The 26,217-nt window shown below is 53.4% G+C and carries 24 protein-coding genes, 2 tRNA genes and 1 rRNA gene; 19 read left to right on the top strand and 8 right to left on the bottom strand.

All coding sequences use genetic code 11. The features are described from left to right. The first annotated feature begins 54 nt into the window (after nucleotides 1-54). The 12 genes from skp to tilS all read left to right on the top strand — a co-directional run bounded on the left by skp (nucleotide 55) and on the right by tilS (nucleotide 15,101). Nucleotides 55-540 carry a molecular chaperone Skp gene (skp, locus tag J1G48_RS17870; RefSeq protein WP_000758966.1) on the top strand — a complete coding sequence of 162 codons (486 nt, stop codon included), beginning with the start codon at nucleotides 55-57 and terminating at the stop codon, nucleotides 538-540. A 3-nt stretch (nucleotides 541-543) separates the two neighbouring features. Then, the gene (lpxD, locus tag J1G48_RS17865) at nucleotides 544-1,569 is read left to right on the top strand and encodes a UDP-3-O-(3-hydroxymyristoyl)glucosamine N-acyltransferase (protein ID WP_001139265.1); all 1,026 of its coding nucleotides are present in this window, start codon (nucleotides 544-546) and stop codon (nucleotides 1,567-1,569) included. A 105-nt stretch (nucleotides 1,570-1,674) separates the two neighbouring features. Then, nucleotides 1,675-2,130: a 3-hydroxyacyl-ACP dehydratase FabZ gene (gene fabZ / locus J1G48_RS17860; RefSeq protein ID WP_000210741.1), complete on the top strand. Its 456-nt coding sequence runs from the start codon at nucleotides 1,675-1,677 to the stop codon at nucleotides 2,128-2,130. Nucleotides 2,131-2,133: 3 nt separating this feature from the next. Next, nucleotides 2,134-2,922, top strand: a complete 789-nt coding sequence (gene lpxA, locus J1G48_RS17855) for an acyl-ACP--UDP-N-acetylglucosamine O-acyltransferase (RefSeq protein WP_000565950.1) — start codon at nucleotides 2,134-2,136, stop codon at nucleotides 2,920-2,922. Next, on the top strand, nucleotides 2,922-4,070 hold the full coding sequence (gene lpxB, locus J1G48_RS17850; protein ID WP_000741216.1) for a lipid-A-disaccharide synthase: 1,149 nt from the start codon (nucleotides 2,922-2,924) through the stop codon (nucleotides 4,068-4,070). Before lpxA ends, lpxB begins: the two co-directional genes overlap by 1 nt. After that, on the top strand, nucleotides 4,067-4,663 hold the full coding sequence (gene rnhB, locus J1G48_RS17845; protein WP_000569412.1) for a ribonuclease HII: 597 nt from the start codon (nucleotides 4,067-4,069) through the stop codon (nucleotides 4,661-4,663). Before lpxB ends, rnhB begins: the two co-directional genes overlap by 4 nt. 23 nt (nucleotides 4,664-4,686) lie before the next feature. Continuing rightward, a complete protein-coding gene (dnaE, locus tag J1G48_RS17840) occupies nucleotides 4,687-8,169 on the top strand; it encodes a DNA polymerase III subunit alpha (RefSeq protein ID WP_001294829.1) in 3,483 nt (1,160 codons plus the stop codon). Nucleotides 8,170-8,181: 12 nt separating this feature from the next. Next, nucleotides 8,182-9,141: an acetyl-CoA carboxylase carboxyl transferase subunit alpha gene (gene accA, locus J1G48_RS17835; RefSeq protein ID WP_000055753.1), complete on the top strand. Its 960-nt coding sequence runs from the start codon at nucleotides 8,182-8,184 to the stop codon at nucleotides 9,139-9,141. Nucleotides 9,142-9,320: 179 nt separating this feature from the next. Next, the gene (locus J1G48_RS17830) at nucleotides 9,321-11,084 is read left to right on the top strand and encodes a chitinase (RefSeq protein WP_000524168.1); all 1,764 of its coding nucleotides are present in this window, start codon (nucleotides 9,321-9,323) and stop codon (nucleotides 11,082-11,084) included. A 75-nt stretch (nucleotides 11,085-11,159) separates the two neighbouring features. After that, nucleotides 11,160-13,301 (top strand): lysine decarboxylase LdcC, encoded by a 2,142-nt coding sequence (gene ldcC / locus J1G48_RS17825; RefSeq protein ID WP_001021050.1) that lies wholly within the window; start codon nucleotides 11,160-11,162, stop codon nucleotides 13,299-13,301. A gap of 55 nt (nucleotides 13,302-13,356) precedes the next feature. Continuing rightward, complete coding sequence (locus tag J1G48_RS17820) at nucleotides 13,357-13,746, top strand: VOC family protein (protein ID WP_000901088.1); 390 nt, start codon at nucleotides 13,357-13,359, stop codon at nucleotides 13,744-13,746. Nucleotides 13,747-13,808: 62 nt separating this feature from the next. Next, nucleotides 13,809-15,101, top strand: a complete 1,293-nt coding sequence (tilS, locus tag J1G48_RS17815) for a tRNA lysidine(34) synthetase TilS (protein ID WP_000210041.1) — start codon at nucleotides 13,809-13,811, stop codon at nucleotides 15,099-15,101. Between the two features lie 83 nt (nucleotides 15,102-15,184). Here the strand turns inward: tilS and rof are convergent, their stop codons facing one another. Both rof and J1G48_RS17805 read right to left on the bottom strand, forming a co-directional pair. Continuing rightward, nucleotides 15,185-15,445, bottom strand: coding sequence for a Rho-binding antiterminator (gene rof, locus J1G48_RS17810; RefSeq protein WP_000062330.1), 261 nt, complete (start codon nucleotides 15,443-15,445; stop codon nucleotides 15,185-15,187). Continuing rightward, nucleotides 15,432-15,632 (bottom strand): YaeP family protein, encoded by a 201-nt coding sequence (locus J1G48_RS17805; RefSeq protein WP_001518678.1) that lies wholly within the window; start codon nucleotides 15,630-15,632, stop codon nucleotides 15,432-15,434. The genes rof and J1G48_RS17805 overlap by 14 nt, the downstream gene beginning before the upstream one ends. Before the next feature lie 197 nt (nucleotides 15,633-15,829). Here J1G48_RS17805 and J1G48_RS17800 point away from each other — a divergent pair, with 197 nt between their 5' ends. The 3 genes from J1G48_RS17800 to nlpE are packed head-to-tail and all read left to right on the top strand — an operon-like array spanning nucleotide 15,830 to nucleotide 17,527. Continuing rightward, nucleotides 15,830-16,375 (top strand): YaeQ family protein, encoded by a 546-nt coding sequence (locus tag J1G48_RS17800; protein WP_001185319.1) that lies wholly within the window; start codon nucleotides 15,830-15,832, stop codon nucleotides 16,373-16,375. Continuing rightward, nucleotides 16,372-16,794 (top strand): alternative ribosome rescue aminoacyl-tRNA hydrolase ArfB, encoded by a 423-nt coding sequence (arfB, locus tag J1G48_RS17795; RefSeq protein WP_000560527.1) that lies wholly within the window; start codon nucleotides 16,372-16,374, stop codon nucleotides 16,792-16,794. The genes J1G48_RS17800 and arfB overlap by 4 nt, the downstream gene beginning before the upstream one ends. 31 nt (nucleotides 16,795-16,825) lie before the next feature. After that, on the top strand, nucleotides 16,826-17,527 hold the full coding sequence (nlpE, locus tag J1G48_RS17790) for an envelope stress response activation lipoprotein NlpE (protein ID WP_000252580.1): 702 nt from the start codon (nucleotides 16,826-16,828) through the stop codon (nucleotides 17,525-17,527). Between the two features lie 73 nt (nucleotides 17,528-17,600). On the opposite strand, the gene proS is transcribed toward nlpE, so the two are convergent. The 6 genes from proS to metN form a co-directional block, all read right to left on the bottom strand. Beyond that, nucleotides 17,601-19,319, bottom strand: coding sequence for a proline--tRNA ligase (proS, locus tag J1G48_RS17785; protein ID WP_001260683.1), 1,719 nt, complete (start codon nucleotides 19,317-19,319; stop codon nucleotides 17,601-17,603). Between the two features lie 110 nt (nucleotides 19,320-19,429). After that, nucleotides 19,430-20,137, bottom strand: a complete 708-nt coding sequence (gene tsaA, locus J1G48_RS17780) for a tRNA (N6-threonylcarbamoyladenosine(37)-N6)-methyltransferase TrmO (protein WP_000093988.1) — start codon at nucleotides 20,135-20,137, stop codon at nucleotides 19,430-19,432. Next, nucleotides 20,134-20,538 carry an Rcs stress response system protein RcsF gene (gene rcsF / locus J1G48_RS17775; protein WP_001202315.1) on the bottom strand — a complete coding sequence of 135 codons (405 nt, stop codon included), beginning with the start codon at nucleotides 20,536-20,538 and terminating at the stop codon, nucleotides 20,134-20,136. Before rcsF ends, tsaA begins: the two co-directional genes overlap by 4 nt. A gap of 118 nt (nucleotides 20,539-20,656) precedes the next feature. After that, a complete protein-coding gene (metQ, locus tag J1G48_RS17770; protein ID WP_000874215.1) occupies nucleotides 20,657-21,472 on the bottom strand; it encodes a methionine ABC transporter substrate-binding lipoprotein MetQ in 816 nt (271 codons plus the stop codon). Nucleotides 21,473-21,510: 38 nt separating this feature from the next. Beyond that, on the bottom strand, nucleotides 21,511-22,164 hold the full coding sequence (locus J1G48_RS17765; protein WP_001287486.1) for a methionine ABC transporter permease MetI: 654 nt from the start codon (nucleotides 22,162-22,164) through the stop codon (nucleotides 21,511-21,513). Continuing rightward, on the bottom strand, nucleotides 22,157-23,188 hold the full coding sequence (gene metN / locus J1G48_RS17760) for a methionine ABC transporter ATP-binding protein MetN (protein ID WP_000594021.1): 1,032 nt from the start codon (nucleotides 23,186-23,188) through the stop codon (nucleotides 22,157-22,159). Before metN ends, J1G48_RS17765 begins: the two co-directional genes overlap by 8 nt. 189 nt (nucleotides 23,189-23,377) lie before the next feature. On the opposite strand from metN, the gene gmhB reads away from it, so the two are divergent. The 4 genes from gmhB to J1G48_RS17740 all read left to right on the top strand — a co-directional run bounded on the left by gmhB (nucleotide 23,378) and on the right by J1G48_RS17740 (nucleotide 26,189). Continuing rightward, nucleotides 23,378-23,944, top strand: a complete 567-nt coding sequence (gene gmhB, locus J1G48_RS17755) for a D-glycero-beta-D-manno-heptose 1,7-bisphosphate 7-phosphatase (RefSeq protein ID WP_001051725.1) — start codon at nucleotides 23,378-23,380, stop codon at nucleotides 23,942-23,944. A gap of 370 nt (nucleotides 23,945-24,314) precedes the next feature. Next, nucleotides 24,315-25,856, top strand: a 16S ribosomal RNA gene (locus J1G48_RS17750). A 69-nt stretch (nucleotides 25,857-25,925) separates the two neighbouring features. Then, nucleotides 25,926-26,002 (top strand) — tRNA-Ile (locus J1G48_RS17745). 111 nt (nucleotides 26,003-26,113) lie between these two features. After that, nucleotides 26,114-26,189 (top strand) — tRNA-Ala (locus J1G48_RS17740). Nucleotides 26,190-26,217: the final 28 nt, after the last annotated feature.

The following is a 26,217-nucleotide window of genomic DNA, read 5'->3' as shown; positions in this document are numbered from 1 at the left end:
GGCCACGCAAAAAGCTGTACCTTCGGGTGCAAATGGGATGGTAAGGAGTTTATTGTGAAAAAGTGGTTATTAGCTGCAGGTCTTGGTTTGGCGATGGTAACGTCCGCACAGGCTGCTGACAAAATTGCAATCGTCAACATGGGTAATCTGTTCCAACAGGTTGCGCAGAAGACGGGTGTATCCAATACACTGGAAAACGAATTTAAAGGCCGTGCGGCTGAACTGCAAAAAATGGAAACCGATCTGCAATCTAAAATGCAGCGTCTGCAATCCATGAAAGCAGGTAGCGATCGTACTAAGCTGGAAAAAGACGTGATGTCTCAGCGCCAGACTTTCGCGCAAAAAGCGCAGGCTTTTGAGAAAGATCGCGCTCGTCGTTCCAACGAAGAACGCAACAAACTGGTGACTCGTATCCAGACTGCGGTGAAAAAAGTGGCTAACGACCAGAGTATCGATCTGGTGGTAGACGCAAACACCGTTGCTTACAACAGCAGCGATGTGAAAGACATCACCGCTGACGTACTGAAACAGGTTAAATAAGTAATGCCTTCAATTCGACTGGCTGACTTAGCAGAACAGTTGGATGCAGAATTACACGGTGATGGCGATATCGTCATCACCGGCGTTGCGTCCATGCAATCTGCAACAACAGGCCACATTACGTTTATGGTAAATCCTAAGTACCGTGAACACTTAGGTTTATGCCAGGCTTCTGCGGTTGTCATGACGCAGGACGATCTTCCTTTTGCTAAGAGCGCGGCGCTGGTAGTTAAAAATCCCTACCTGACCTACGCGCGCATGGCGCAAATTTTAGATACTACGCCGCAGCCCGCGCAGAATATCGCGCCAAGCGCCGTGATTGATGCGACGGCAACGCTGGGTAGCAATGTTTCAGTCGGCGCGAATGCGGTGATTGAATCTGGCGTACAACTGGGCGATAACGTGGTTATCGGCGCAGGCTGTTTCGTCGGAAAAAATAGCAAAATCGGGGCGGGTTCACGCTTGTGGGCGAACGTAACGATTTACCACGACATTCAGATCGGTGAGAATTGCCTGATCCAGTCCAGTACGGTGATCGGCGCGGACGGTTTTGGCTACGCTAACGATCGTGGCAACTGGGTGAAGATCCCACAACTGGGCCGGGTCATTATTGGCGATCGTGTCGAGATCGGCGCTTGTACCACCATTGACCGTGGCGCGTTGGATGATACTGTTATTGGCAATGGCGTGATTATTGATAATCAGTGCCAGATTGCACATAACGTCGTGATTGGCGACAATACGGCAGTTGCCGGTGGCGTCATTATGGCGGGTAGCCTGAAGATTGGCCGTTACTGCATGATTGGCGGCGCCAGCGTGATCAATGGGCATATGGAAATATGCGACAAAGTCACGGTAACTGGCATGGGTATGGTGATGCGTCCCATCACGGAACCGGGCGTCTACTCCTCAGGCATTCCGCTGCAACCCAACAAAGTATGGCGTAAAACTGCTGCACTGGTGATGAACATTGATGATATGAGCAAGCGTCTCAAAGCGATTGAGCGCAAGGTTAATCAACAAGACTAACGTTCCGCCTTGTAGTTGCCATTCTTTTCCGGCCTGTCACATTCATACGATTGCGGCAGGCCGTGTTATTATTGCCTTTTTGTATATTTGGACAGGAAGAGTATTTTGACTACTAACACTCATACTCTGCAGATTGAAGAGATTTTAGAGCTTCTGCCGCACCGTTTTCCGTTTTTACTGGTCGATCGCGTGCTGGACTTTGAAGAAGGTCGTTTTCTGCGTGCGGTGAAAAATGTCTCCGTCAACGAGCCGTTTTTCCAGGGGCACTTTCCGGGCAAACCGATTTTGCCAGGCGTGCTGATTCTGGAAGCGATGGCGCAGGCAACCGGTATTCTGGCGTTTAAAAGCGTTGGTAAACTGGAACCTGGCGAACTGTATTATTTCGCGGGTATTGATGAAGCGCGCTTTAAGCGTCCGGTGGTGCCAGGCGATCAGATGATCATGGAAGTCACTTTCGAGAAAACGCGCCGTGGCCTGACCCGCTTTAAAGGGGTTGCGCTGGTCGACGGTAAAGTCGTGTGCGAAGCAACCATGATGTGTGCTCGTAGCCGGGAGGCCTGATTCGTGATTGATAAATCCGCCTTTATTCATCCTACCGCCATTGTGGAAGACGGCGCTGTAATTGGCGCTAATGCCCACATTGGTCCCTTTTGTATTGTTGGGCCGCAGGTCGAAATTGGTGAGGGAACCGTACTGAAGTCTCATGTGGTCGTGAATGGTCAAACCAAAATCGGCCGCGACAACGAGATTTATCAGTTTGCCTCCATCGGTGAAGTGAACCAGGATCTGAAATATGCGGGTGAGCCGACCCGTGTGGAAATTGGCGATCGTAACCGCATCCGCGAAAGCGTCACCATTCATCGTGGTACAGTGCAGGGCGGTGGGTTGACGAAGGTGGGTAGCGATAACCTGCTGATGATCAATGCGCATGTCGCACATGATTGTACGGTAGGGAATCGCTGTATCCTCGCCAACAACGCCACGCTGGCGGGGCACGTATCAGTCGATGATTTTGCGATTATCGGCGGTATGACGGCAGTTCATCAATTCTGCATTATCGGTGCGCATGTGATGGTCGGCGGCTGCTCCGGCGTGGCGCAGGATGTCCCTCCGTATGTGATTGCGCAGGGTAACCATGCGACGCCGTTCGGGGTAAATATCGAAGGGCTGAAGCGTCGCGGCTTTAGCCGTGAAGGGCTGGTGGCGATTCGTAATGCCTACAAACTGTTGTACCGCAGTGGTAAAACGCTCGACGAAGCGAAGCTGGAAATCGCTGAACTTGCTGAAAAGCATCCGGAAGTGAAGGCGTTTACCGAGTTCTTTGAGCGTTCAACGCGCGGTCCGATTCGTTAATGGCGGCACAGCGTCCTTTAACGATTGCCCTGGTCGCCGGTGAAACGTCCGGCGATATTCTTGGCGCAGGCTTAATTCGTGCGCTGAAAGCGCGCGTACCCAACGCCCGCTTTGTGGGCGTTGCGGGGCCGCGTATGCAGGCCGAAGGGTGTGAAGCCTGGTACGAAATGGAAGAGCTGGCGGTCATGGGCATTGTTGAAGTGCTCGGACGTTTACGCCGTTTGTTGCATATCCGCGCCGATCTGACCCGCCGTTTTACCGAGCTCAAGCCCGATGTCTTTGTCGGGATTGATGCCCCTGATTTCAACATTACCCTCGAAGGTAATCTGAAAAAGCAAGGGATTAAGACCATTCATTATGTCAGCCCGTCCGTTTGGGCCTGGCGACAGAAACGCGTTTTCAAAATAGGCAGATCCACCCATATGGTGCTGGCTTTTCTGCCTTTCGAAAAAGCGTTTTACGATAAATTTAACGTCCCGTGCCGCTTTATCGGTCACACCATGGCGGATGCCATGCCGCTGGACCCGGATAAAAATGCGGCGCGCGACGTGCTGGGTATCCCGCATGACGCCCATTGTCTGGCGCTACTGCCAGGTAGCCGTGGCGCGGAAGTGGAAATGCTCAGCGCCGACTTCCTGAAAACCGCACAATTGCTGCGACAGCGCTATCCCGATCTGGAAGTGGTAGTGCCGCTGGTAAACGCGAAACGCCGCGAGCAGTTTGAAAAAATTAAAGCGGAGGTTGCGCCGGATCTCGCCGTTCATTTGCTGGACGGTATGGCGCGCGAGGCGATGATCGCCAGCGACGCGGCGTTGCTGGCCTCAGGCACGGCGGCACTGGAGTGTATGCTGGCAAAATGCCCGATGGTCGTGGGGTATCGTATGAAGCCCTTCACTTTCTGGCTGGCGAAACGTCTGGTGAAAACGGAGTATGTGTCTTTGCCTAACCTGCTGGCGGGAAGAGAATTAGTCAAAGAGCTGTTGCAGGAAGAGTGCGAACCGCAAAAACTCGCCGAAGCGCTGTTGCCGCTACTGGCGAACGGTAAAACCAGCCATGCGATGCACGACACCTTCCGTGAGCTGCATCAGCAGATCCGCTGTAATGCCGATGAGCAGGCGGCAGATGCCGTCCTGGAGTTAGCACAATGATCGAATTTGTTTATCCACACACCCATTTAGTGGCGGGTGTGGATGAAGTGGGCCGTGGCCCGCTGGTGGGCGCCGTAGTGACCGCCGCCGTGATCCTCGATCCGGCTCGTCCGATCGTCGGTCTGAATGATTCCAAAAAATTGTCTGAAAAGCGTCGTCTGTCATTGTATGACGAGATTAAAGAAAAGGCGTTAAGCTGGAGTCTGGGACGCGCGGAAGCGCATGAAATTGATGAGCTGAATATTTTGCACGCCACCATGCTCGCCATGCAGCGCGCTGTCGCTGGTCTGCATATTGCGCCAGAATATGTGCTGATCGACGGCAATCGCTGTCCGGAACTGCCTGTGCCGTCAATGGCCGTGGTGAAAGGCGACAGCCGCGTGGCGGAGATTAGCGCGGCGTCTATTCTGGCGAAAGTCACCCGCGACGCAGAAATGGCGGCGCTGGATATCGTTTTTCCTCAGTATGGCTTTGCGCAGCACAAAGGCTATCCAACCGCTTTTCATCTGGAAAAGTTGGCCCAGTATGGCGCGACGGCGCACCACCGACGCAGTTTTGCGCCTGTTAAACGCGCTCTGGGACTTGTGTCCTGATTCTTGTATCGAGAAATCTGAAGATGTCTGAACCACGTTTCGTTCACCTGCGGGTGCACAGCGACTACTCTATGATCGATGGGCTGGCGAAGACCGGGCCGCTGGTGAAAAAGGCGGCCTCATTAGGTATGCCTGCGCTGGCGATCACCGATTTTACCAACCTCTGCGGTCTGGTGAAGTTCTACGGAGCGGGTCATGGCGCGGGCATTAAACCCATCGTCGGGGCGGACTTTAACGTTCACAACGAACTGCTGGGAGATGAGCTGACTCATCTGACGGTACTGGCGGCGAATAATACGGGATACCAGAACCTGACGTTGCTGATCTCGAAAGCGTATCAGCGCGGCTACGGCGCGGCAGGCCCGATTATCGAGCGCGACTGGCTGGTAGAGCTTAAAGAAGGTTTGATCCTGCTTTCCGGCGGGCGCATGGGCGACGTAGGCCGCTGTCTGCTACGCGGCAACCAGGCGCTGGTGGAGGAGTGCGTTGCTTTCTATGAAGCGCATTTTCCCGATCGCTACTTTCTGGAACTGATCCGCACCGGCAGACAGGATGAAGAGACTTATCTCCATGCTGCGGTTGAACTGGCTGAGGCACGTGGTTTGCCGGTTGTCGCGACAAACGATGTCCGTTTCCTTGAAAGCGATGATTTTGACGCCCATGAGATTCGTGTCGCGATCCACGACGGTTTCACGCTCGACGATCCTAAACGTCCACGCAATTATTCACCGCAGCAGTATATGCGCAGTGAAGAAGAAATGTGCGAGCTGTTCTCCGATATTCCGGAGTCGCTGGAAAATACGGTGGAGATTGCCAAACGCTGCAACGTAACGGTGCGTCTGGGTGAATATTTCCTGCCGCAGTTCCCGACCGGCGATATGACCACCGAAGATTATCTGGTCAAAAAAGCGAAAGAGGGGCTGGAAGAGCGTCTGGCTTTCCTGTTTCCGGACGAAGAAGAGCGCAAAAAGCGTCGCCCGGAATATGACGAGCGTCTGGATATTGAACTACAGGTTATCAACCAGATGGGGTTCCCTGGCTACTTCCTCATCGTGATGGAGTTTATCCAGTGGTCAAAAGATAACGGCGTGCCGGTAGGGCCGGGACGTGGTTCCGGGGCTGGTTCGCTGGTGGCCTACGCGCTGAAAATTACCGACCTTGATCCGCTGGAATTTGACCTGCTGTTCGAACGTTTCCTGAACCCGGAACGTGTCTCGATGCCTGACTTCGACGTTGACTTCTGTATGGAGAAACGCGACCAGGTGATTGAGCACGTCGCAGACATGTACGGGCGTGATGCGGTATCGCAGATTATCACCTTCGGTACGATGGCGGCGAAAGCCGTTATCCGCGATGTGGGCCGCGTGCTGGGGCATCCGTACGGTTTTGTCGATCGTATCTCGAAGCTGGTGCCGCCCGATCCGGGCATGACGCTGGCAAAAGCCTTTGAAGCGGAACCGCAACTGCCGGAAATTTACGAGGCGGATGAAGAGGTCAGAGCGCTGATCGATATGGCGCGTAAGCTCGAAGGCGTCACGCGTAACGCCGGTAAGCACGCTGGCGGCGTGGTCATCGCGCCGACCAAAATTACCGACTTTGCGCCGCTGTACTGCGATGAAGAGGGCAAGCATCCGGTTACCCAGTTTGATAAAAGTGACGTGGAATATGCCGGGCTGGTGAAGTTCGACTTCCTCGGTTTGCGTACGCTGACCATCATCAACTGGGCGCTGGAGATGATCAACAAGCGGCGCGAGAAAAACGGCGAGCCGCCGCTGGATATCGCCGCCATTCCGCTGGATGACAAGAAAAGCTTCGACATGCTGCAGCGCTCGGAAACCACGGCGGTCTTCCAGCTTGAATCGCGCGGCATGAAAGATCTGATCAAACGTCTGCAGCCGGACTGCTTTGAAGATATGATCGCACTGGTGGCCCTGTTCCGTCCCGGCCCGTTGCAGTCAGGGATGGTAGATAACTTCATCGACCGTAAGCACGGTCGTGAAGAACTCTCTTACCCGGACGTTCAGTGGCAGCATGAAAGCCTGAAGCCGGTACTGGAGCCGACCTACGGCATCATTCTGTATCAGGAACAGGTGATGCAGATTGCCCAGGTACTTTCCGGGTATACTCTCGGCGGCGCGGATATGCTGCGTCGTGCGATGGGTAAGAAAAAGCCGGAGGAGATGGCCAAACAGCGTTCCGTTTTTGAAGAGGGCGCGAAAAAGAACGGTATCGACGGCGAACTGGCGATGAAAATCTTTGACCTGGTGGAGAAATTCGCCGGTTACGGGTTTAACAAATCGCACTCCGCCGCTTATGCGCTGGTTTCTTACCAGACGCTATGGCTAAAGGCGCACTATCCGGCTGAATTTATGGCGGCGGTAATGACCGCCGATATGGATAACACCGAGAAGGTCGTCGGCCTGGTGGACGAGTGCTGGCGGATGGGACTGAAAATTCTGCCGCCGGATATTAACTCCGGATTGTACCATTTCCACGTTAACGATGAGGGCGAGATCGTCTACGGCATCGGCGCGATCAAAGGCGTCGGCGAAGGGCCGATCGAAGCGATCATCGACGCGCGTAATCAGGGCGGCTATTTCCGCGAGCTGTTTGATCTGTGCGCGCGGACCGACACCAAAAAGCTCAACCGCCGGGTGCTGGAAAAGCTGATCATGTCCGGGGCGTTCGACCGCCTGGGGCCGCACCGCGCCGCGCTGATGAACTCATTGGGCGATGCGCTGAAAGCCGCCGACCAGCACGCCAAAGCGGAAGCTATCGGTCAGGCGGATATGTTCGGCGTACTGGCGGAAGAGCCGGAGCAAATCGAACAATCCTATGCCAGCTGCCAGCCGTGGCCGGAGCAGGTGGTGTTAGATGGGGAACGTGAAACGTTGGGGCTGTACCTGACGGGCCACCCTATCAATCAGTATTTAAAAGAAATTGAGCGCTATGTCGGCGGGGTAAGGCTCAAAGACATGCATCCGACAGAACGTGGTAAAGTCACCACGGCTGCGGGGCTCGTGATTGCCGCAAGGGTTATGGTCACCAAGCGCGGCAATCGTATCGGCATCTGTACGCTGGATGACCGTTCCGGGCGTCTGGAAGTGATGTTATTTACCGACGCGCTGGATAAATACCAGCAGTTGCTGGAAAAAGACCGCATACTTATCGTCAGCGGACAGGTCAGCTTTGATGACTTCAGCGGGGGGCTTAAAATGACCGCCCGCGAAGTGATGGATATTGACGAAACTCGCGAAAAATACGCTCGCGGGCTTGCTATCTCGCTGACGGACAGGCAAATTGATGACCAGCTTTTAAACCGACTCCGTCAGTCTCTGGAACCCCACCGCTCGGGGACCATTCCAGTACATCTCTACTATCAGAGGGCGGATGCGCGAGCGCGGCTGCGTTTTGGCGCAACGTGGCGTGTCTCTCCGAGCGATCGTTTACTTAACGATCTGCGTGGCCTCATTGGTTCGGAGCAGGTGGAACTGGAGTTTGACTAATACAGGAATACTATGAGTCTGAATTTCCTTGATTTTGAACAGCCGATAGCAGAGCTGGAAGCGAAAATCGATTCTCTGACTGCGGTAAGCCGCCAGGATGAGAAACTGGATATTAATATCGATGAAGAAGTCCATCGCCTGCGCGAAAAAAGCGTAGAACTGACGCGCAAAATCTTCGCCGATCTCGGCGCATGGCAGGTAGCCCAACTGGCGCGCCATCCGCAGCGTCCGTACACCCTGGATTATGTCCGTCTGGCGTTTGATGAGTTTGATGAGCTGGCGGGCGATCGCGCCTATGCTGATGACAAAGCCATCGTCGGCGGTATCGCGCGTCTGGAAGGGCGACCGGTGATGATCATTGGTCATCAGAAAGGTCGTGAAACCAAAGAAAAAATTCGTCGTAACTTTGGCATGCCAGCGCCGGAAGGCTACCGCAAAGCGCTGCGCCTGATGGAAATGGCTGAACGCTTCAACATGCCGATTATCACCTTCATCGACACCCCGGGCGCTTACCCTGGCGTGGGCGCGGAAGAGCGTGGTCAGTCTGAAGCTATCGCCCGCAACCTGCGTGAGATGTCTCGTCTGAACGTACCGGTCATCTGCACCGTGATTGGCGAAGGCGGCTCCGGCGGCGCATTGGCGATTGGCGTGGGTGATAAAGTGAATATGCTGCAATACAGCACCTATTCCGTTATCTCCCCGGAAGGTTGCGCCTCTATTTTGTGGAAGAGCGCCGACAAAGCGCCATTGGCTGCTGAAGCGATGGGCATCATCGCGCCGCGTCTGAAAGAGCTGAAGCTCATCGATTCCATCATTCCGGAGCCGCTGGGCGGCGCGCACCGTAATCCGGAAGCGATGGCGGCGTCGCTAAAAGCGCAGCTGCTGGAAGATTTAGCCGATCTCGATGTGTTAAGCACCGATGATTTAAAAAACCGTCGTTACCAGCGTTTGATGAGCTACGGTTACGCCTAATCATTTACCTCATTTTTCCCAGGAGGCCGGATAATCCGGCCTCTTTTTTTTGGACGAGGAAAAATGAGACGCCGATGAGTTGATGTGATTAAACGCAACGGCATGTTCTCCCTGACACTGTAGCAACTGCCAGGCGTGTGGCCAGGGCAGGCAGTGAACTACCCTTCAAGGAGAAAATTATGGGATTGCAAAAAACACTGGCGCTCAGCGCCGTGGCGGCAGGAATCATGTTGAGCTTATCCGGTGCGCAGGCCGCGCCGCTGCTTAGCAGTAGTGAGCCAATGACCATCAACGCCAGCGATCTGGCGGCGAAAGAGAAAGCGCTGACGGATTTTCCGTTAATGGAGGCAGTGAAATCCTCTATCCAGACGTTGGATAACAGCGCGGTCGAACAAATCGAACCGGGGCGCGCCGCTAACCCGGCAAACGTAAAACGCGTTGAAAGTATTCTGAAAGAGGCCGACTGGGATTATCTGTTCCCGATGCGCGCGCCGGAATACACTTATTCTAACTTCCTGAAAGCGATAGGTAAATTCCCGGCGGTTTGTGGTACCTACACCGATGGACGCGATAGCGACGCTATCTGCCGTAAAACCCTGGCTACTATGTTTGCGCATTTTGCCCAGGAGACGGGCGGTCACGAAAGCTGGCGTGACATTCCGGAATGGCGCCAGGCGCTGGTCTATCTGCGCGAAGTCGGCTGGACAGAAGGGCAGAAAGGCGGCTACAACGGCGAATGTAACCCGGATGTATGGCAGGGCCAGACCTGGCCGTGCGGTAAAGATAAGGACGGCGATTTCCTCAGCTATTTTGGTCGCGGGGCAAAACAGCTTTCTTATAACTACAACTATGGGCCTTTCTCTGACGCGATGTATGGCGACGTTCGCCCTCTGCTGGATAAACCCGAGCTGGTGGCGGATACCTGGATGAACCTGGCGAGCGCCGTCTTCTTCTTTGTGTATCCGCAGCCGCCGAAGCCGTCTATGCTACATGTGATTGACGGTACCTGGCAGCCAAACGATCGCGATAAAGCAAACGGCCTGGTATCAGGTTTCGGCGTCACTATTCAGATCATCAATGGCGGCGTGGAGTGCGGCGGCGCAGATGAGAATGCGCAGTCGCTTAACCGCATCGCCTACTACAAAGAGTTTGCCAACTACCTGAAAGTGCCGGTGCCGGCGGACGAAGTGTTGGGCTGTAAAAAGATGAAGCAGTTCGATGAAGGCGGCGCTGGCGCGTTACCGATCTATTGGGAACAAGACTGGGGCTGGAGCGCCGATACTGCGGACGGTAAAACCTATTCCTGCCAGTTAGTGGGATATCAGACGCCGTATACCGCCTTTAAAGAGGGCGACTACACGAAATGTGTACAGCATTATTTCAACGTTAATGTCGTCGATGATAACGGAACCACTGAACCGGATGTCACGCCAACTCCGGCGCCAGTGACGGATGAAAACGTGGCGCCAGTCGCGCGCATTGCCGGGCCGGTCGGGGCGGTGGAAGCTGGTAGCCCGGTTTCACTCAGCGCGGAAGGATCGACCGACGCGAATGGCGACAAGCTCACCTATACCTGGATGTCGCAGGATGGCAAAACGCTGAGCGGCCAGGATAAAGCCGTTGTGATTTTCAACGCGCCGGATGTCACTCAGAACACCCAGTATGTGGTGAATCTGACCGTTAGCGACGGTACGCTCTCCAGTACAGCGGTTTATACGCTGAATGTGAAAGCGAAGGCCGCCGCTGCGGATGACGAAGATAAGACCACCAGCTATCCTGCCTGGAGCAGCAGCCAGAAATGGAATCCGGGCGACATCGTTAACAGTAATGGCGCATTGTACCAGTGCAAACCGTTCCCGGAAGGCTCATGGTGTAATGTTGCGCCTGCCTACTATGAGCCCGGTGTAGGGATTGCCTGGGCCGATGCATGGAACGCATTGTAATAAGATAAATCCTGTCGGTGCTTTGCATCGGCAGGATTGTTACTATGCTTATCTCAGGTTTTTTCAGGAGAAAGCATGAACATCATCGCCATTATGGGGCCGCACGGGGTTTACTATAAAGATGAACCCATCAAGGAGCTTGAGCGTGCATTACAATCCCTGGGATTTCAAATTATCTGGCCGCAAAATAGCGTTGACTTGTTGAAGTTTATTGAACATAACCCGCGCATCTGCGGCGTTATTTTTGACTGGGATGAATACAGTCTCGACCTTTGTAGCGAAATCAACCAGCTAAATGAATACCTTCCTCTCTACGCCTTTATCAATACCAACTCCACGCTGGACGTTAGCGTTCACGATATGCGCATGGCGCTGTGGTTTTTTGAGTATGCATTGGGGCTGGCTGAAGATATCGCGACGCGCATTCATCAATATACAAACGAATATCTCGATAATATTACGCCGCCGTTTACCAAAGCGCTTTTTACCTACGCCAAAGAAGGAAAATATACCTTTTGTACGCCGGGTCATATGGCGGGAACGGCGTATCAGAAAAGCCCGCCAGGCTGCCTGTTTTATGACTTTTTTGGCGGCAATACCTTAAAAGCTGATGTGTCGATTTCGGTGACTGAACTGGGATCGCTGCTGGATCACACCGGGCCGCATCTGGAAGCGGAAGAGTATATCGCCCGTACTTTTGGCGCCGAGCAGAGCTATATGGTGACGAACGGTACGTCGACCTCGAATAAAATTGTCGGTATGTATGCCGCGCCTGCGGGAAGTACGCTACTCATTGATCGTAATTGTCATAAATCGCTGGCGCATTTGCTGATGATGAGCGATGTGGTGCCTCTCTGGTTGAAGCCGACGCGCAATGCGCTCGGTATTCTCGGCGGTATTCCTAAGCGTGAATTTACCCGCGACAGCATTACGCGTAAGGTGGCGGAAACCGCGCAGGCGCAATGGCCGGTTCATGCGGTTATCACCAATTCTACTTACGATGGTCTGTTGTATAACACTAACTGGATCAAGCAGATGCTGGACGTTCCCTCGATCCATTTTGATTCCGCCTGGGTACCCTATACCCATTTCCATCCGATCTACCAGGGGAAAAGCGGGATGAGCGGCGATCGGGTGCCCGGAAAAGTGATTTTCGAAACGCAATCCACCCATAAAATGCTGGCGGCTTTTTCGCAGGCGTCGCTTATTCATATCAAAGGGGAATATGACGAAGAGACGTTTAACGAAGCGTTTATGATGCACACTTCCACATCGCCGAGCTATCCCATTGTCGCCTCTATCGAGACCGCGGCGGCGATGCTGCGCGGCAATCCAGGGAAAAGATTGATTAATCGTTCGGTGGAACGGGCGCTCCATTTTCGTAAAGAAGTACAGCGGTTACGTGAAGAGTCCGATAGCTGGTTCTTTGATATCTGGCAGCCGGAAGAGGTTGATGAGGCCGAATGCTGGCCGGTCACGCCGGGAGAAACCTGGCATGGCTTCGCCGATGCTGATGACGATCATATGTTTCTCGATCCGGTTAAGGTGACAATCCTGACGCCGGGGATGGATGAGCAGGGCAACATGAGCGAAGAGGGGATACCCGCCGCGCTGGTGGCGAAGTTCCTCGATGAGCGAGGCGTGGTGGTGGAAAAAACCGGGCCGTATAATCTGCTGTTTTTGTTCAGCATAGGGATTGATAAGACCCGTGCGATGGGGCTGCTGCGCGGACTGACAGAATTTAAACGCGCCTACGATCTTAACCTGCGCGTCAAAAATATGTTGCCGGATCTGTATGCGGAAGATCCGGATTTTTATCGCAATATGCGCATTCAGGATCTGGCGCAGGGGATCCATAAACTGATCCGCCAGCACGATCTTCCGGGGCTGATGCTGCGGGCGTTCGAGGTTTTACCGGAGATGATCATGACCCCGCACCAGGCCTGGCAGCGTCAGATCAAAGGCGAGGTGGAAACCGTGGCGCTCGATCAACTGCCAGGGCGCGTTTCCGCGAATATGATCCTGCCTTATCCGCCAGGCGTTCCGCTGTTGATGCCCGGCGAGAGGATTACGCAACAGAGTCGGGCCGTGCTCGATTTTCTGCTGATGCTCTGCTCGATTGGCCAGCATTATCCCGGTTTTGAAACGGATATTCACGGCGCGAAACGGAATGAAGACGGGGTGTACCAGGTACGAGTCTTAAAACACGCCTGTTAGCTTGCCTGACGGGAATGTGACGAGTAACGTACTGATAATCAATAAAGGAGACGCTATGCTGGGATTAAAACAGGTTCATCACATCGCGATCATTGCGACAGACTATGCGGTGAGCAAGGCGTTTTACTGCGATATTCTGGGGTTCGATCTGTTAAGCGAAGTTTGGCGGGAAGAGCGTGACTCGTGGAAGGGCGATTTGGCGCTAAACGGGCAGTATGTGATTGAGCTTTTCTCTTTTCCCTTCCCTCCGGCGCGTCCAAGCCGACCTGAAGCCTGCGGCCTGCGCCATCTGGCTTTCAGCGTGGAAAATGTGGAAAACGCCGTTGCGCATCTGGAAAAGCATCAGGTTAAGTGCGAACCGATACGCATCGATCCGTATACCGGGAAGCGCTTTACTTTTTTCAACGATCCGGACGGTTTACCGCTTGAGCTGTATGAGCAGTAAGGCTTGTCATTAAGACGCTCGCCAGGTAACGTTGCCGGGCTAAGTCACTATAAGCATGGATCATGACCACTCTCACGTTGAATACCTCGTTACTCTCTTCTCGCCGTATTCTGGCTGCCTTTAGCGGTGGCCTGGATTCTACGGTGCTTCTGCATCAACTGGTGTTGTGGCTAGAACGCCACCCTGACGTTACGCTGCGTGCTATCCATATTCATCACGGTTTAAGCCCTCATGCTGAAAGCTGGGTGCGGCATTGCGAAACCGTATGCGCACGCTGGCAGGTTCCGCTGGTAGTGGAGCGGGTGACGCTGGCGGATAATGGCCTGGGTATCGAGGCCCATGCGCGTGAAGCGCGCTACCGGGCGTTCGCACAGACGCTATTGCCTGGCGAAGTGCTGGCAACCGCGCAGCACCTTGACGATCAGTGTGAAACATTCCTGCTGGCGTTAAAGCGCGGCAGCGGTCCGGCCGGACTTTCCGCGATGGGAGAACGCTCGCCTTTTGCCGGAACTCTGCTTCTTCGCCCGCTGTTGAGAGAAACGCGGAAGACGCTGGAACAGTGGGCTGTGCGTCATGGCTTATGCTGGATTGAAGATGAAAGCAATCAGGATGACGCCTACGATCGCAATTTTTTACGCCTGCGCGCGCTTCCGCTCTTACAGCAGCGCTGGCCGCATTTTCCTGCGGCGGTAGCCCGTAGTGCGACGCTCTGCGCCGAGCAAGAAAGGCTGCTGGACGAGCTTCTGGCCAGCGATCTTACGGACTGTATCACGACGGAGGGAACATTGCGGCTCTCTCCATTAATGTCGATGAGCGATGTGCGGCGGGCGGCGATTTTGCGTCGCTGGCTGGCGATGCGTAATGCGCCGATGCCCTCTCGCGACGCGCTGGAACGTATCTGGCAGGAGGTGGCGCTGGCGCGCGACGATGCCTCTCCCTGTTTACGCTTTGGCGATCACGAGATTCGCCGTTATCAGTCGCAACTGTGGTGGATTAAATCCGTGGCCGGACAACACGAAACGACGGTCGCCTGGCCCGTCTGGCAAACACCGCTGGCGCTGCCTGCCGGCTTAGGGACGGTACAGCTCGTTCCTGGCGGCGAACTGCGCCGACCGCGAGAGGAAGAATCCGTCAGCATTCGGTTTAAAGCGCCAGGGTTGCTACACATTGTGGGACGTCACGGCGGACGTAAATTAAAGAAAATCTGGCAGGAGCAGGGGATCCCGCCCTGGCGACGAGACACCACGCCGCTGTTGTTTTACGGCGAAACGCTGATTGCGGCTGCGGGTGTTTTTGTGACGCGTGAGGGAGCAGCAGAAGATAAAGAAGGGGTGAGTCTGGTTTGGCATGCCTGATGGCGCTGCGCTTATCAGGCCTACGTATCGCATGGAACGTAGGCCGGATAAGGTGCTTGCACCACCATCCGGCAACAAAATACTCAGGATTCGCTAACTACCACGGTACCAATTTCCGGGTGGCTGAAACTGGCGATTTTATCGAGACGAAGCTCACAAGACTCGCCGGAAACCTCGGCAAGCAGATATTCTACATTTTTACGTAAGATCAAATCGTTCGCTTTTGCCTGCAAAACCTCGCCATCTTTTAACGTTAGCGTCAGTATTAAATGATGCATGCAGGCAAGCTCAAGACTATCGTAGTCATCGCAATTAATGGGTTGATACGTTTCATTCATTGACATAATCGCTCACCAGTAAGTTCGCGGCAGCATAAGCTGCCTTTTCCCTGACCGACTCTGAAAGGGCGCTATCTGCCGCCACTTCATTAAGCACTTTCAATACACAACCCAGCGCATCCGGGACATACCCTAAGTCTCCGCTGGCGATTTCCGCATACCGCTTGCGTACTAACTCACAATATTTTTCCACATGCCCTCCTGTCAGCATTCTGACTTAACCGTGGATGCAAGTCTAAGCCTACGAAGTTAAATCTTGTTTAGCAAGGTGACTATACCATACTCATTTGCGCAATATCAGCGCCTGACGCGAGTAGATAAAAGATTCGTTAACAGCCTTTTAGCGCGGTTTTCGCTACAATGGGCGCCTGATTCGAAAGGAGTTTTCTCATGGCGCTTAAAGCGACAATTTATAAAGCCGTCGTCAATGTGGCTGACCTTGATCGCAACCGGTTTCTGGATGCGGCATTGACGCTGGCGCGTCACCCTTCTGAAACGCAGGAGCGCATGATGCTGCGCCTGTTGGCATGGATAAAATATGCTGATGAACGGTTGCAGTTTACACGCGGGCTCAGCGCGGAAGATGAGCCGGAGGCCTGGCTGCGCAACGATCATCTGGGCATCGATCTTTGGATAGAGCTGGGGCTGCCGGATGAGCGCCGTATTAAGAAAGCCTGTACTCAGGCGAGCGACGTCGCGCTCTTTGCTTATAACTCCCGGGCGGCGCAAATCTGGTGGCAGCAGCATCAAAGCAAGTGTGCGCAGTTCGCTAACCTGTCCGTCTGGTATCTGGATGACGGGCAGCTGGCGCAGCTCAGTGAATTTGCCGATCGTACCATGACGCTACAGGCGACGATTCAGGACGGCGCAATCTGGCTTTCTGATGCTCGGAATAATCTGGAAATACAGCTAACCGCCTGGCAACAGCCCTCATGATTGCCATCTCCCGGACGGTCTCCATAGCCGATAATGAGCTGGAAATTACGGCCATTCGCGCGCAGGGCGCGGGTGGTCAGCACGTAAATAAGACCTCTAGCGCGATTCATTTGCGCTTTGACATTCGGGCCTCTGGCCTGCCAGAGTATTATAAACAGCGTTTGCTGACGGCCAGCCACCATCTGATAAGCGATGATGGCGTCATTATCATTAAGGCGCAGGAGTTCCGGAGCCAGGAGCTCAACCGGGAAGCGGCTATCGCCAGGCTGGTTGCCGTCATAAAAGAATTAACCGCGGAGCAGAAAAGCCGTCGCGCAACCCGTCCGACGCGTGCCTCGAAAGAGCGCCGCTTATCCTCAAAGGCGCAAAAATCTTCTGTAAAGGCGCTTCGCGGCAAAGTTCGTCGTCCACTGGATTGACGGGCAGGAATAGCAATTTCATAAGGATTTTATGGTGAGAACAGCAATATTGTCAGTAGCGGCAGCCTGTACGCTATTTGCATTGATAGGGTGTAATAACCGTGCGGAAGTTGACGCCCTGCAACCTGCGCAGGCGGCGGAATTAAAACCCATGCAGCAAAGCTGGCGCGGCGTGCTGCCCTGTGCGGATTGTGAAGGTATTGAAACGTCACTGTTTCTGGAAAAAGACGGCACATGGGTGATGAACGAGCGCTATCAGGGCGTGCGCGAAGAACCTTCCTCTTTTGCGTCATACGGTACCTGGGCGCGGACGGCGGATAAACTGGTGTTAACCGACAGCAATGGCGAGAAATCGTATTATCGCGCGAAAGGCAATGAGCTGGAGATGCTCGACAGAGAAGGCAATCCGGTGGCTTCGCAGCTTAATTATACGCTTGTGCCTGTTACCGCCAGCCTGCCGGTAACGCCAATGCCGCTGCGTGGTATGTATGTATACAGGGCCGATGCGGCGACCTTTACCGATTGCGCGACCGGAAAACGGCTGCCGGTCGCCAGTAACGCCCAGCTTGAGCGCGGCTATCTGGCGGCGAAAGGTGAAGCGGAAAAACCGGTGCTGCTGACGGTAGAAGGGCATTTTGTGTTAGCCGCGAATCCGGACACGGGCGAGCCGGTAAAAACGCTAATAGCTGATAAAAATGTGAAGTTTGCGCCGGGTAAAGATTGCACTCACTAATAAAAGGCCTCGCAGGGTGCGAGGCCTTTACATATCTGCCGGATGGCGCCGGGCAATCCCAACAAAATGTCGTTTAGCCTTTAATCGCCTTGACCAGATAATCAACGATATCGCCGGTTTTAATCAGCGATTTTTCACCGCTACGACGGTATTTATACTCAATATCGTCGTTATCCAGGTTGCGATCGCCAATCACGATAGTATGTGGAATACCAATCAGCTCCATATCGGCAAACATCACGCCCGGGCGCTCTTTACGGTCGTCCATCAGCACTTCAATGCCCTGCGCGCGCAATTCGCTGTACAGCTTTTCCGCCAGCTCCTGCACACGGAAGGATTTGTGCATATTCATCGGCAGAATAGCGACCTGGAAAGGCGCAATGGCGTCAGGCCATACAATGCCGCGCTCGTCAAAGTTCTGCTCGATAGCCGCGGCAACGACACGTGTTACGCCGATACCGTAGCAGCCCATTGTCAGGATCTGGTTACGGCCATCTTCACCCTGAACGGAGGCTTTCAGCGCTTCTGAGTACTTGGTACCTAACTGGAAGATGTGACCCACTTCGATACCGCGTTTGATAAGCAACGTTCCCTGACCATCCGGACTCGGATCGCCGGCGACTACGTTACGGATGTCGGCAACAACAGGCGTCGCCACATCGCGATCCCAGTTAATACCAAAGTAGTGTTTACCGTCGATGTTGGCGCCAGCGGCAAAATCGCTCATGGCGGCAACGGTACGATCGATGATGACCGGAATCGGCATATTGACCGGGCCGAGGGAGCCAGGGCCGGCATTAATTACGGCGCGAATCTCTTCTTCGGTAGCGAAGGTCAGCGGGCTGGCAACGTGCGGCAGTTTTTCCGCTTTAACTTCATTCAGTTCATGATCGCCGCGAACCAGCAGAGCCACCAGCGGAGACTTGCTGTCTTTCACCGCTTTCACCAGCAGCGTTTTTACCGTTTTTTCAATTGGCAGGTTGAATTGTTCCACCAGCTCCGCGATGGTTTTGGCATTTGGTGTATCGACCAGAGTCATTTCCTGCGTCGCCGCTGCGCGCGGCGTTTGCGGCGCGATAGCTTCTGCCAGTTCAATGTTAGCCGCGTAATCAGAAACATCAGAGAAAACGATATCGTCTTCGCCGCTTTGCGCCAGCACCTGGAATTCATGCGAGGCGTTGCCGCCGATAGAACCGGTATCGGCCTGTACCGCGCGGAAATCCAGCCCCATACGGCTGAAGATACGGCTATACGCGGCGTACATGGCGTCATAGGTTTCCTGCAACGACTCCTGAGAGGTGTGGAAAGAGTAAGCATCTTTCATCAGGAATTCGCGCGAACGCATCACGCCAAAGCGCGGACGCACTTCATCACGGAATTTGGTCTGGATTTGGAAGAAGTTCAGCGGCAACTGCTTATAAGAGCTGAGTTCATTACGCACCAGATCGGTGATAACTTCTTCGTGGGTCGGGCCGAGTACGAACGGACGCTCGCCACGGTCGACAAAACGCAGCAGTTCCGGACCGTACTGTTCCCAACGACCACTCTCTTGCCACAGGTCGGCTGGCTGAACGACTGGCATCGACACCTCGATAGCACCGGCGTTGTTCATCTCTTCACGCACGATGTTTTCGACTTTTTTCAGGACGCGCAGGCCGGTCGGCAGCCAGGTATATAACCCGGAGGCGAGCTTGCGGATCATCCCGGCGCGCAGCATCAGCTGGTGGCTGATAACCTCGGCGTCGGCAGGTGTCTCCTTCAGAGTGGAGAGCAGGTATTGGCTAGTACGCATGTTGTTACGGTTCCAGTTGAACGATCGAACAGGCTCAATGTGAGCCTGATACAAAAAAAGTGATTTAGTTTACCAGCGTGCAAGAGATGTCAAAAGAGAAGGGCGTGAAATTACCGTGGTTCCAGCGCAAACACTTCAAATCCGGTGTTAACCACACGCCAGCGCACGTTAAAATCATGCAGCCAGACGGCATAGGTTTTGCCCGTCTCTTCACCCTTACGATAAGCCGGGCGAGGATCTTGCGCCAGCACATCGCAAATAAATGTCCGTAGCTGCGGATAACGCCTTTCCAGCGTCGTAAGCTGTTGAGCCACCTCAGCGGTAAAACTCACGGGCATTTCAGCTATCGGCGCCTGTTGCGCATAGCTGGCGGCGGCGTCCGGTAAGGCCTCGGCAAACGGTAAATACGGTTTAATATCCACCACCGGCGTGCCATCCACCAGATCCAGACTGCCTAATTTCAGAATTACGCTCTCTTTCCGGCACTCGATACCTTTTAGCGCAACGAGCGACATGCCAATCGGATTGGGGCGGAACGTGGAGCGCGTGGCAAAAACGCCCATTCTGGCGTTACCGCCAAGACGGGGCGGACGAACTGTCGGCCGCCAGCCGCCGTCCATCGTCTGATGAAAAACGAAAAGCACCCACAAATGGCTGAAAGCTTCCAGGCCGCGAACGGCATCGGCCTGGTTGTAAGGCGCTATCAGATGCAGTTCGCCGCAGGCGCTTTTGACCAGACCAGGCTGGCGCGGAACGGCGAATTTTTCTTTATAGGGGGAGCGAATAACGCCGATTTGTTCAAACTGAAAGCTGCTCATTTCGCCGAAATATTCAGGGCGGACCCGATACAAACCGCCTGACGATAGCAGCCTGGCGTGCCGCTGGTAATTTCACAGCTGTGCAGCAGGACGGCGTTGGCTTTCATTTTAGATGCATTAATCTGCATACGCTTGCGCGCAGTTGGAATGTTAGGCGGAGAGTCTTGATTTGTCGCCTGGCAGGATTCGCCGCTAACCTCGCCAAGATCGCGGAAAGGTTTACCGACTAAGTCTTCAGCATTGGTGTAAATCCTGACGGGAGCGGCACGCGGCGCTTTAGGTTTCTCCGGCTCCGCTTTTGGCGGGGTTGCGGTGCTTTGAACGGGTTCAACAGGGGATCTGCTTAGCATGGAACAACCGCCCAGCATGAGTGCCAATAAACAGATCGGTAAAGCACGCATAATATTTCCTCAATGAATGTTCTAATTGCCAGATATTGAATCAGGAGCTTGCATAAATGACAAGACGGGCAATAGCCCGTCCTGAATAATATTACAGATTGTGGAATCAGCCTAAAACTTACCAGCCTTTCACCGCACCGCCATTAAAAACTTTATTTGCGGCTTCGTACACTTCATCAGACTGATAAGCCTGAACGAATTTTTTCACATTCTCGGCGTCTTTGTTATCTTCACGCGTCACGATAAGGTTAACGTACGGAGAATCTTTATCTTCAACGAAGATACCGTCTTTCGCTGGCGTCAGGCCAATCTGGCTGGCGTATGTCGTATTGATGACTGCTAACGCGATCTGCGCGTCATCCAGCGAACGCGGCAACTGCGGCGCTTCCAGCTCAACAATTTTCAGATTTTTCGGGTTTTCGACGATATCCAGCGAGGTAGGAAGCAGACCGACGCCGTCTTTCAGTTTAATCAGCCCTACTTTTTGCAGCAGCAACAGGGAACGACCAAGGTTGGTCGGGTCGTTAGGCACAGCGACCTGGGAACCGTCCTTGAGCTCATCCAGAGATTTGATTTTTTTGGAATATCCTGCAATGGGATAGACAAAAGTCTTACCAACGGAAACCAGTTTGTAGCCTCGATCTTTGATTTGCTGATCCAGATACGGTTTGTGCTGGAAGGCATTGGCATCGATGTCGCCTTTGCTCAGCGCTTCATTAGGCAGAACATAATCATTAAAGGTCACCAATTCCACGTCCAGGCCGTATTTTTCTTTCGCGACTTTCTGCGCGACTTCGGCAACTTGCTGCTCTGCGCCAACGATTACGCCGACTTTAATATGATTTGGATCTTTTTCATCCTGACCGCAACCCGCAAGTGCCAGAGAACCAATCAGAGCACCCACTGCCGCAAAGGTTTTGAATTTGAACGCCATGCTTATTTCCTTAATGAGTATTTGTGTTGTGTTTAACGTTACTTATGCGTGACAGCCCTGACGATGCGATCGCCGGATAACTGAATTAAATAAACCAGAACGACAAGTAATACCAGCACCGTATTCATCACGGTAGCATTGTATCCAATATAACCGTACTGATAGCCGATTTGACCGAGGCCGCCAGCGCCGACGGCACCGCCCATTGCGGAGTAACCGACCAGGGTGATCAGTGTAATGGTTGCCGCATTCACCAGACCAGGCAGCGCTTCCGGTAAAAGGATTTTACGTACAATTTGCAGCGGCGTGGCGCCCATCGCTCGCGAGGCTTCAATCAGCCCGGCAGGGATCTCTAACAACGCATTTTCCACCATACGGGCGATAAAAGGCGCGGCGCCGACGGTCAGCGGTACAATTGCAGCCTGCAAACCAATGGAGGTGCCGACAATTATTCGGGTAAAAGGAATCATCCACACCAGCAGGATGATAAAGGGAATCGAGCGGAAAATATTGACCACCGCGGAGAGGGAGCGATACAGTCTGGCGTTCTCCATAATCTGCCCCGGGCGCGTAACATACAGCAATACGCCAACCGGCAGGCCAATCACGAAACCGAAGAAACCGGAGACAAAGGTCATCGCCAGCGTTTCCCAGACGCCACGAACCAGTAACCACATCATTGCCTCAGACATAACCCAGTACCTCTACTTTCACATGGTGATCCTGCAGCCAGGCAATTGCGGCTTGCGTCTCTTCTTGTGTGCCGTGCATTTCCGTTAGCATAATGCCGAACTTCACACCGCCCGCGTAATCCATCTGCGCGCTGATAATATTATTGTTCACATTGAAACGACGCGCGGTTTCAGAAAGCAGCGGGGCATCCACAGACTGCCCGGTGAACTCCATGCGCAGCATCGGCACGCTGTCAGTTTCCGGCGACGCTTTCAAACGCGCCTGGTAATCTTCCGGAATGTCCAGGTGCAGAGTGGACTGAATAAACTTCTGCGCCAGCGGCGTTTTAGGGTGCGAGAAGACTTCGCTGACCGTATCTTGCTCAATAAGCTCGCCATTACTGATAACGGCAACGCAGTCGCAGATACGTTTTACGACATCCATTTCATGAGTGATAAGCAGAATCGTCAACCCCAGACGACGGTTGATATCTTTCAGCAATTCCAGAATCGAACGGGTCGTCGCGGGATCAAGCGCGCTGGTGGCTTCATCGCACAGCAACACTTTTGGATTACTGGCTAACGCGCGGGCAATCGCGACACGCTGTTTCTGACCGCCGGAAAGATTTGCCGGATAGCTGTCGTGCTTGTCGCCAAGACCGACTAAATCCAGCAGCTCTGTGACACGGCGTTTGATCTCTTCCTTTGGTGTGTTATCCAGTTCCAGCGGCAACGCGACGTTGCCAAACACGGTACGGGAAGAGAGCAGGTTAAAATGTTGGAAAATCATGCCGATTTGACGGCGAGCTTTGGTCAACTCAGACTCTGAAAGCGTTGTCAGCTCCTGACCGCCGACCTGAACGCTACCTTCGGTTGGACGTTCAAGTAAGTTAACGCAGCGGATAAGCGTACTTTTACCGGCGCCGGAGGCGCCAATGACGCCATAAATCTGCCCGGCAGGAACGTGCAGGCTGACATTATTTAGCGCCTGAATGGTGCGCGTCCCCTGCTGGAACACTTTGGTAATATTCGAAAGTTTAATCATTGATTCTTTATTATCGTAATGAAATGAGCGGAGGCATTTTCGTCTGCCTAATACGGTCAACGCCGTCAACAGAATGGATGTTAAGGCATCCAGACGTCTAAATCAATCAGGCTTTATACGATGAGCACTTTCTTGCCTGCTGAAACATGCGATACTAGCGCCACTTGCTTTACTCAGGAGCTATAAAAGGTGGCAAAGTTTGTACCCGCAATTTTTCTCGACCGTGACGGCACCATTAATATGGATCACGGCTACGTACATGAAATCGATGCATTTGAGTTTATAGACGGCGTTATTGACGCGATGCGCGAGCTAAAAAAAATGGGCTATGCGTTGGTGGTGGTGACGAACCAGTCCGGAATCGCGCGCGGCAAATTCACTGAGGCGCAGTTTGAAACGTTAACCGAATGGATGGACTGGTCGTTGGCGGATCGCGATGTTGATTTGGACGGCATCTATTATTGTCCTCACCATCCGCAGGGCAGCATAGAAGAGTTCCGTCAGGTATGTGATTGCCGCAAGCCGCATCCAGGAATGCTTATCTCGGCGCGTGATTTTCTGCATATCGATATGGCGGCTTCTTATATGGTGGGAGACAAGCTGGAAGATATGCAGGCGGCAGCGGCGGCAAATGTCGGGACAAAAGTGCTGGTGCGTACGGGCAAACCGGTCACGGCAGAAGCAGAAAACGCGGCGGACTGGGTGTTAAACAGCCTTGCTGACCTGCCATCAGCGATAAAAAAGCAGCAAAAATAAGCGTTATGGATAAAAGATGAGCGGTTAAAACAAAAATGCATTTTTCCGCTTGTCTTCCTGAACCGACTCCCTATAATGCGCCTCCATCGACACGGCGGATGTGAATCACTTCACACAAACAGCCGGTCGGTTGAAGAGAAAAATCCTGAAATTCAGGGTTGACTCTGAAAGAGGAAAGCGTAATATACGCCACCTCGCGACGGTGAGCTGAAAGCCGCGCCGCACCTGCTCTTTAACAATTTATCAGACAATCTGTGTGGGCACTCGAAGATACGGATTCTTAACGTCCTCGGACGAAAAATGAATACCAAGTCTCAAGAGTGAACACGTAATTCATTACGAAGTTTAATTCTTTGAGCATCAAACTTTTAAATTGAAGAGTTTGATCATGGCTCAGATTGAACGCTGGCGGCAGGCCTAACACATGCAAGTCGAACGGTAACAGGAAGCAGCTTGCTGCTTTGCTGACGAGTGGCGGACGGGTGAGTAATGTCTGGGAAACTGCCTGATGGAGGGGGATAACTACTGGAAACGGTGGCTAATACCGCATAACGTCGCAAGACCAAAGAGGGGGACCTTCGGGCCTCTTGCCATCAGATGTGCCCAGATGGGATTAGCTTGTTGGTGAGGTAACGGCTCACCAAGGCGACGATCCCTAGCTGGTCTGAGAGGATGACCAGCCACACTGGAACTGAGACACGGTCCAGACTCCTACGGGAGGCAGCAGTGGGGAATATTGCACAATGGGCGCAAGCCTGATGCAGCCATGCCGCGTGTATGAAGAAGGCCTTCGGGTTGTAAAGTACTTTCAGCGGGGAGGAAGGTGTTGTGGTTAATAACCGCAGCAATTGACGTTACCCGCAGAAGAAGCACCGGCTAACTCCGTGCCAGCAGCCGCGGTAATACGGAGGGTGCAAGCGTTAATCGGAATTACTGGGCGTAAAGCGCACGCAGGCGGTCTGTCAAGTCGGATGTGAAATCCCCGGGCTCAACCTGGGAACTGCATTCGAAACTGGCAGGCTTGAGTCTTGTAGAGGGGGGTAGAATTCCAGGTGTAGCGGTGAAATGCGTAGAGATCTGGAGGAATACCGGTGGCGAAGGCGGCCCCCTGGACAAAGACTGACGCTCAGGTGCGAAAGCGTGGGGAGCAAACAGGATTAGATACCCTGGTAGTCCACGCCGTAAACGATGTCTACTTGGAGGTTGTGCCCTTGAGGCGTGGCTTCCGGAGCTAACGCGTTAAGTAGACCGCCTGGGGAGTACGGCCGCAAGGTTAAAACTCAAATGAATTGACGGGGGCCCGCACAAGCGGTGGAGCATGTGGTTTAATTCGATGCAACGCGAAGAACCTTACCTGGTCTTGACATCCACAGAAGAATCCAGAGATGGATTTGTGCCTTCGGGAACTGTGAGACAGGTGCTGCATGGCTGTCGTCAGCTCGTGTTGTGAAATGTTGGGTTAAGTCCCGCAACGAGCGCAACCCTTATCCTTTGTTGCCAGCGGTTAGGCCGGGAACTCAAAGGAGACTGCCAGTGATAAACTGGAGGAAGGTGGGGATGACGTCAAGTCATCATGGCCCTTACGACCAGGGCTACACACGTGCTACAATGGCGCATACAAAGAGAAGCGACCTCGCGAGAGCAAGCGGACCTCATAAAGTGCGTCGTAGTCCGGATTGGAGTCTGCAACTCGACTCCATGAAGTCGGAATCGCTAGTAATCGTGGATCAGAATGCCACGGTGAATACGTTCCCGGGCCTTGTACACACCGCCCGTCACACCATGGGAGTGGGTTGCAAAAGAAGTAGGTAGCTTAACCTTCGGGAGGGCGCTTACCACTTTGTGATTCATGACTGGGGTGAAGTCGTAACAAGGTAACCGTAGGGGAACCTGCGGTTGGATCACCTCCTTACCTTAAAGAACTGTTCTTTGAAGTGCTCACACAGATTGTCTGATGAAAAACGAGCAGTAAAACCTCTACAGGCTTGTAGCTCAGGTGGTTAGAGCGCACCCCTGATAAGGGTGAGGTCGGTGGTTCAAGTCCACTCAGGCCTACCAAATTTTCCCTGAATACTGCGTTGTGAAATAACTCACATACTGATGTATGCTTCGTTATCCCACGCCTTGTCTCAGGAAAAATTATCGGTAAAGAGGTTCTGACTACACGATGGGGCTATAGCTCAGCTGGGAGAGCGCCTGCTTTGCACGCAGGAGGTCTGCGGTTCGATCCCGCATAGCTCCACCATCTCGTGAGTGTTTACGAAAAAATACTT

The organism is Salmonella sp. SAL-020 (genome assembly GCF_017372215.1).
GTDB classification, from domain to species: domain Bacteria; phylum Pseudomonadota; class Gammaproteobacteria; order Enterobacterales; family Enterobacteriaceae; genus Salmonella; species Salmonella enterica.
The sequence above is the reverse complement of the archived record's forward strand: the minus strand, read 5'-3'. Positions and strand labels throughout refer to the sequence as shown.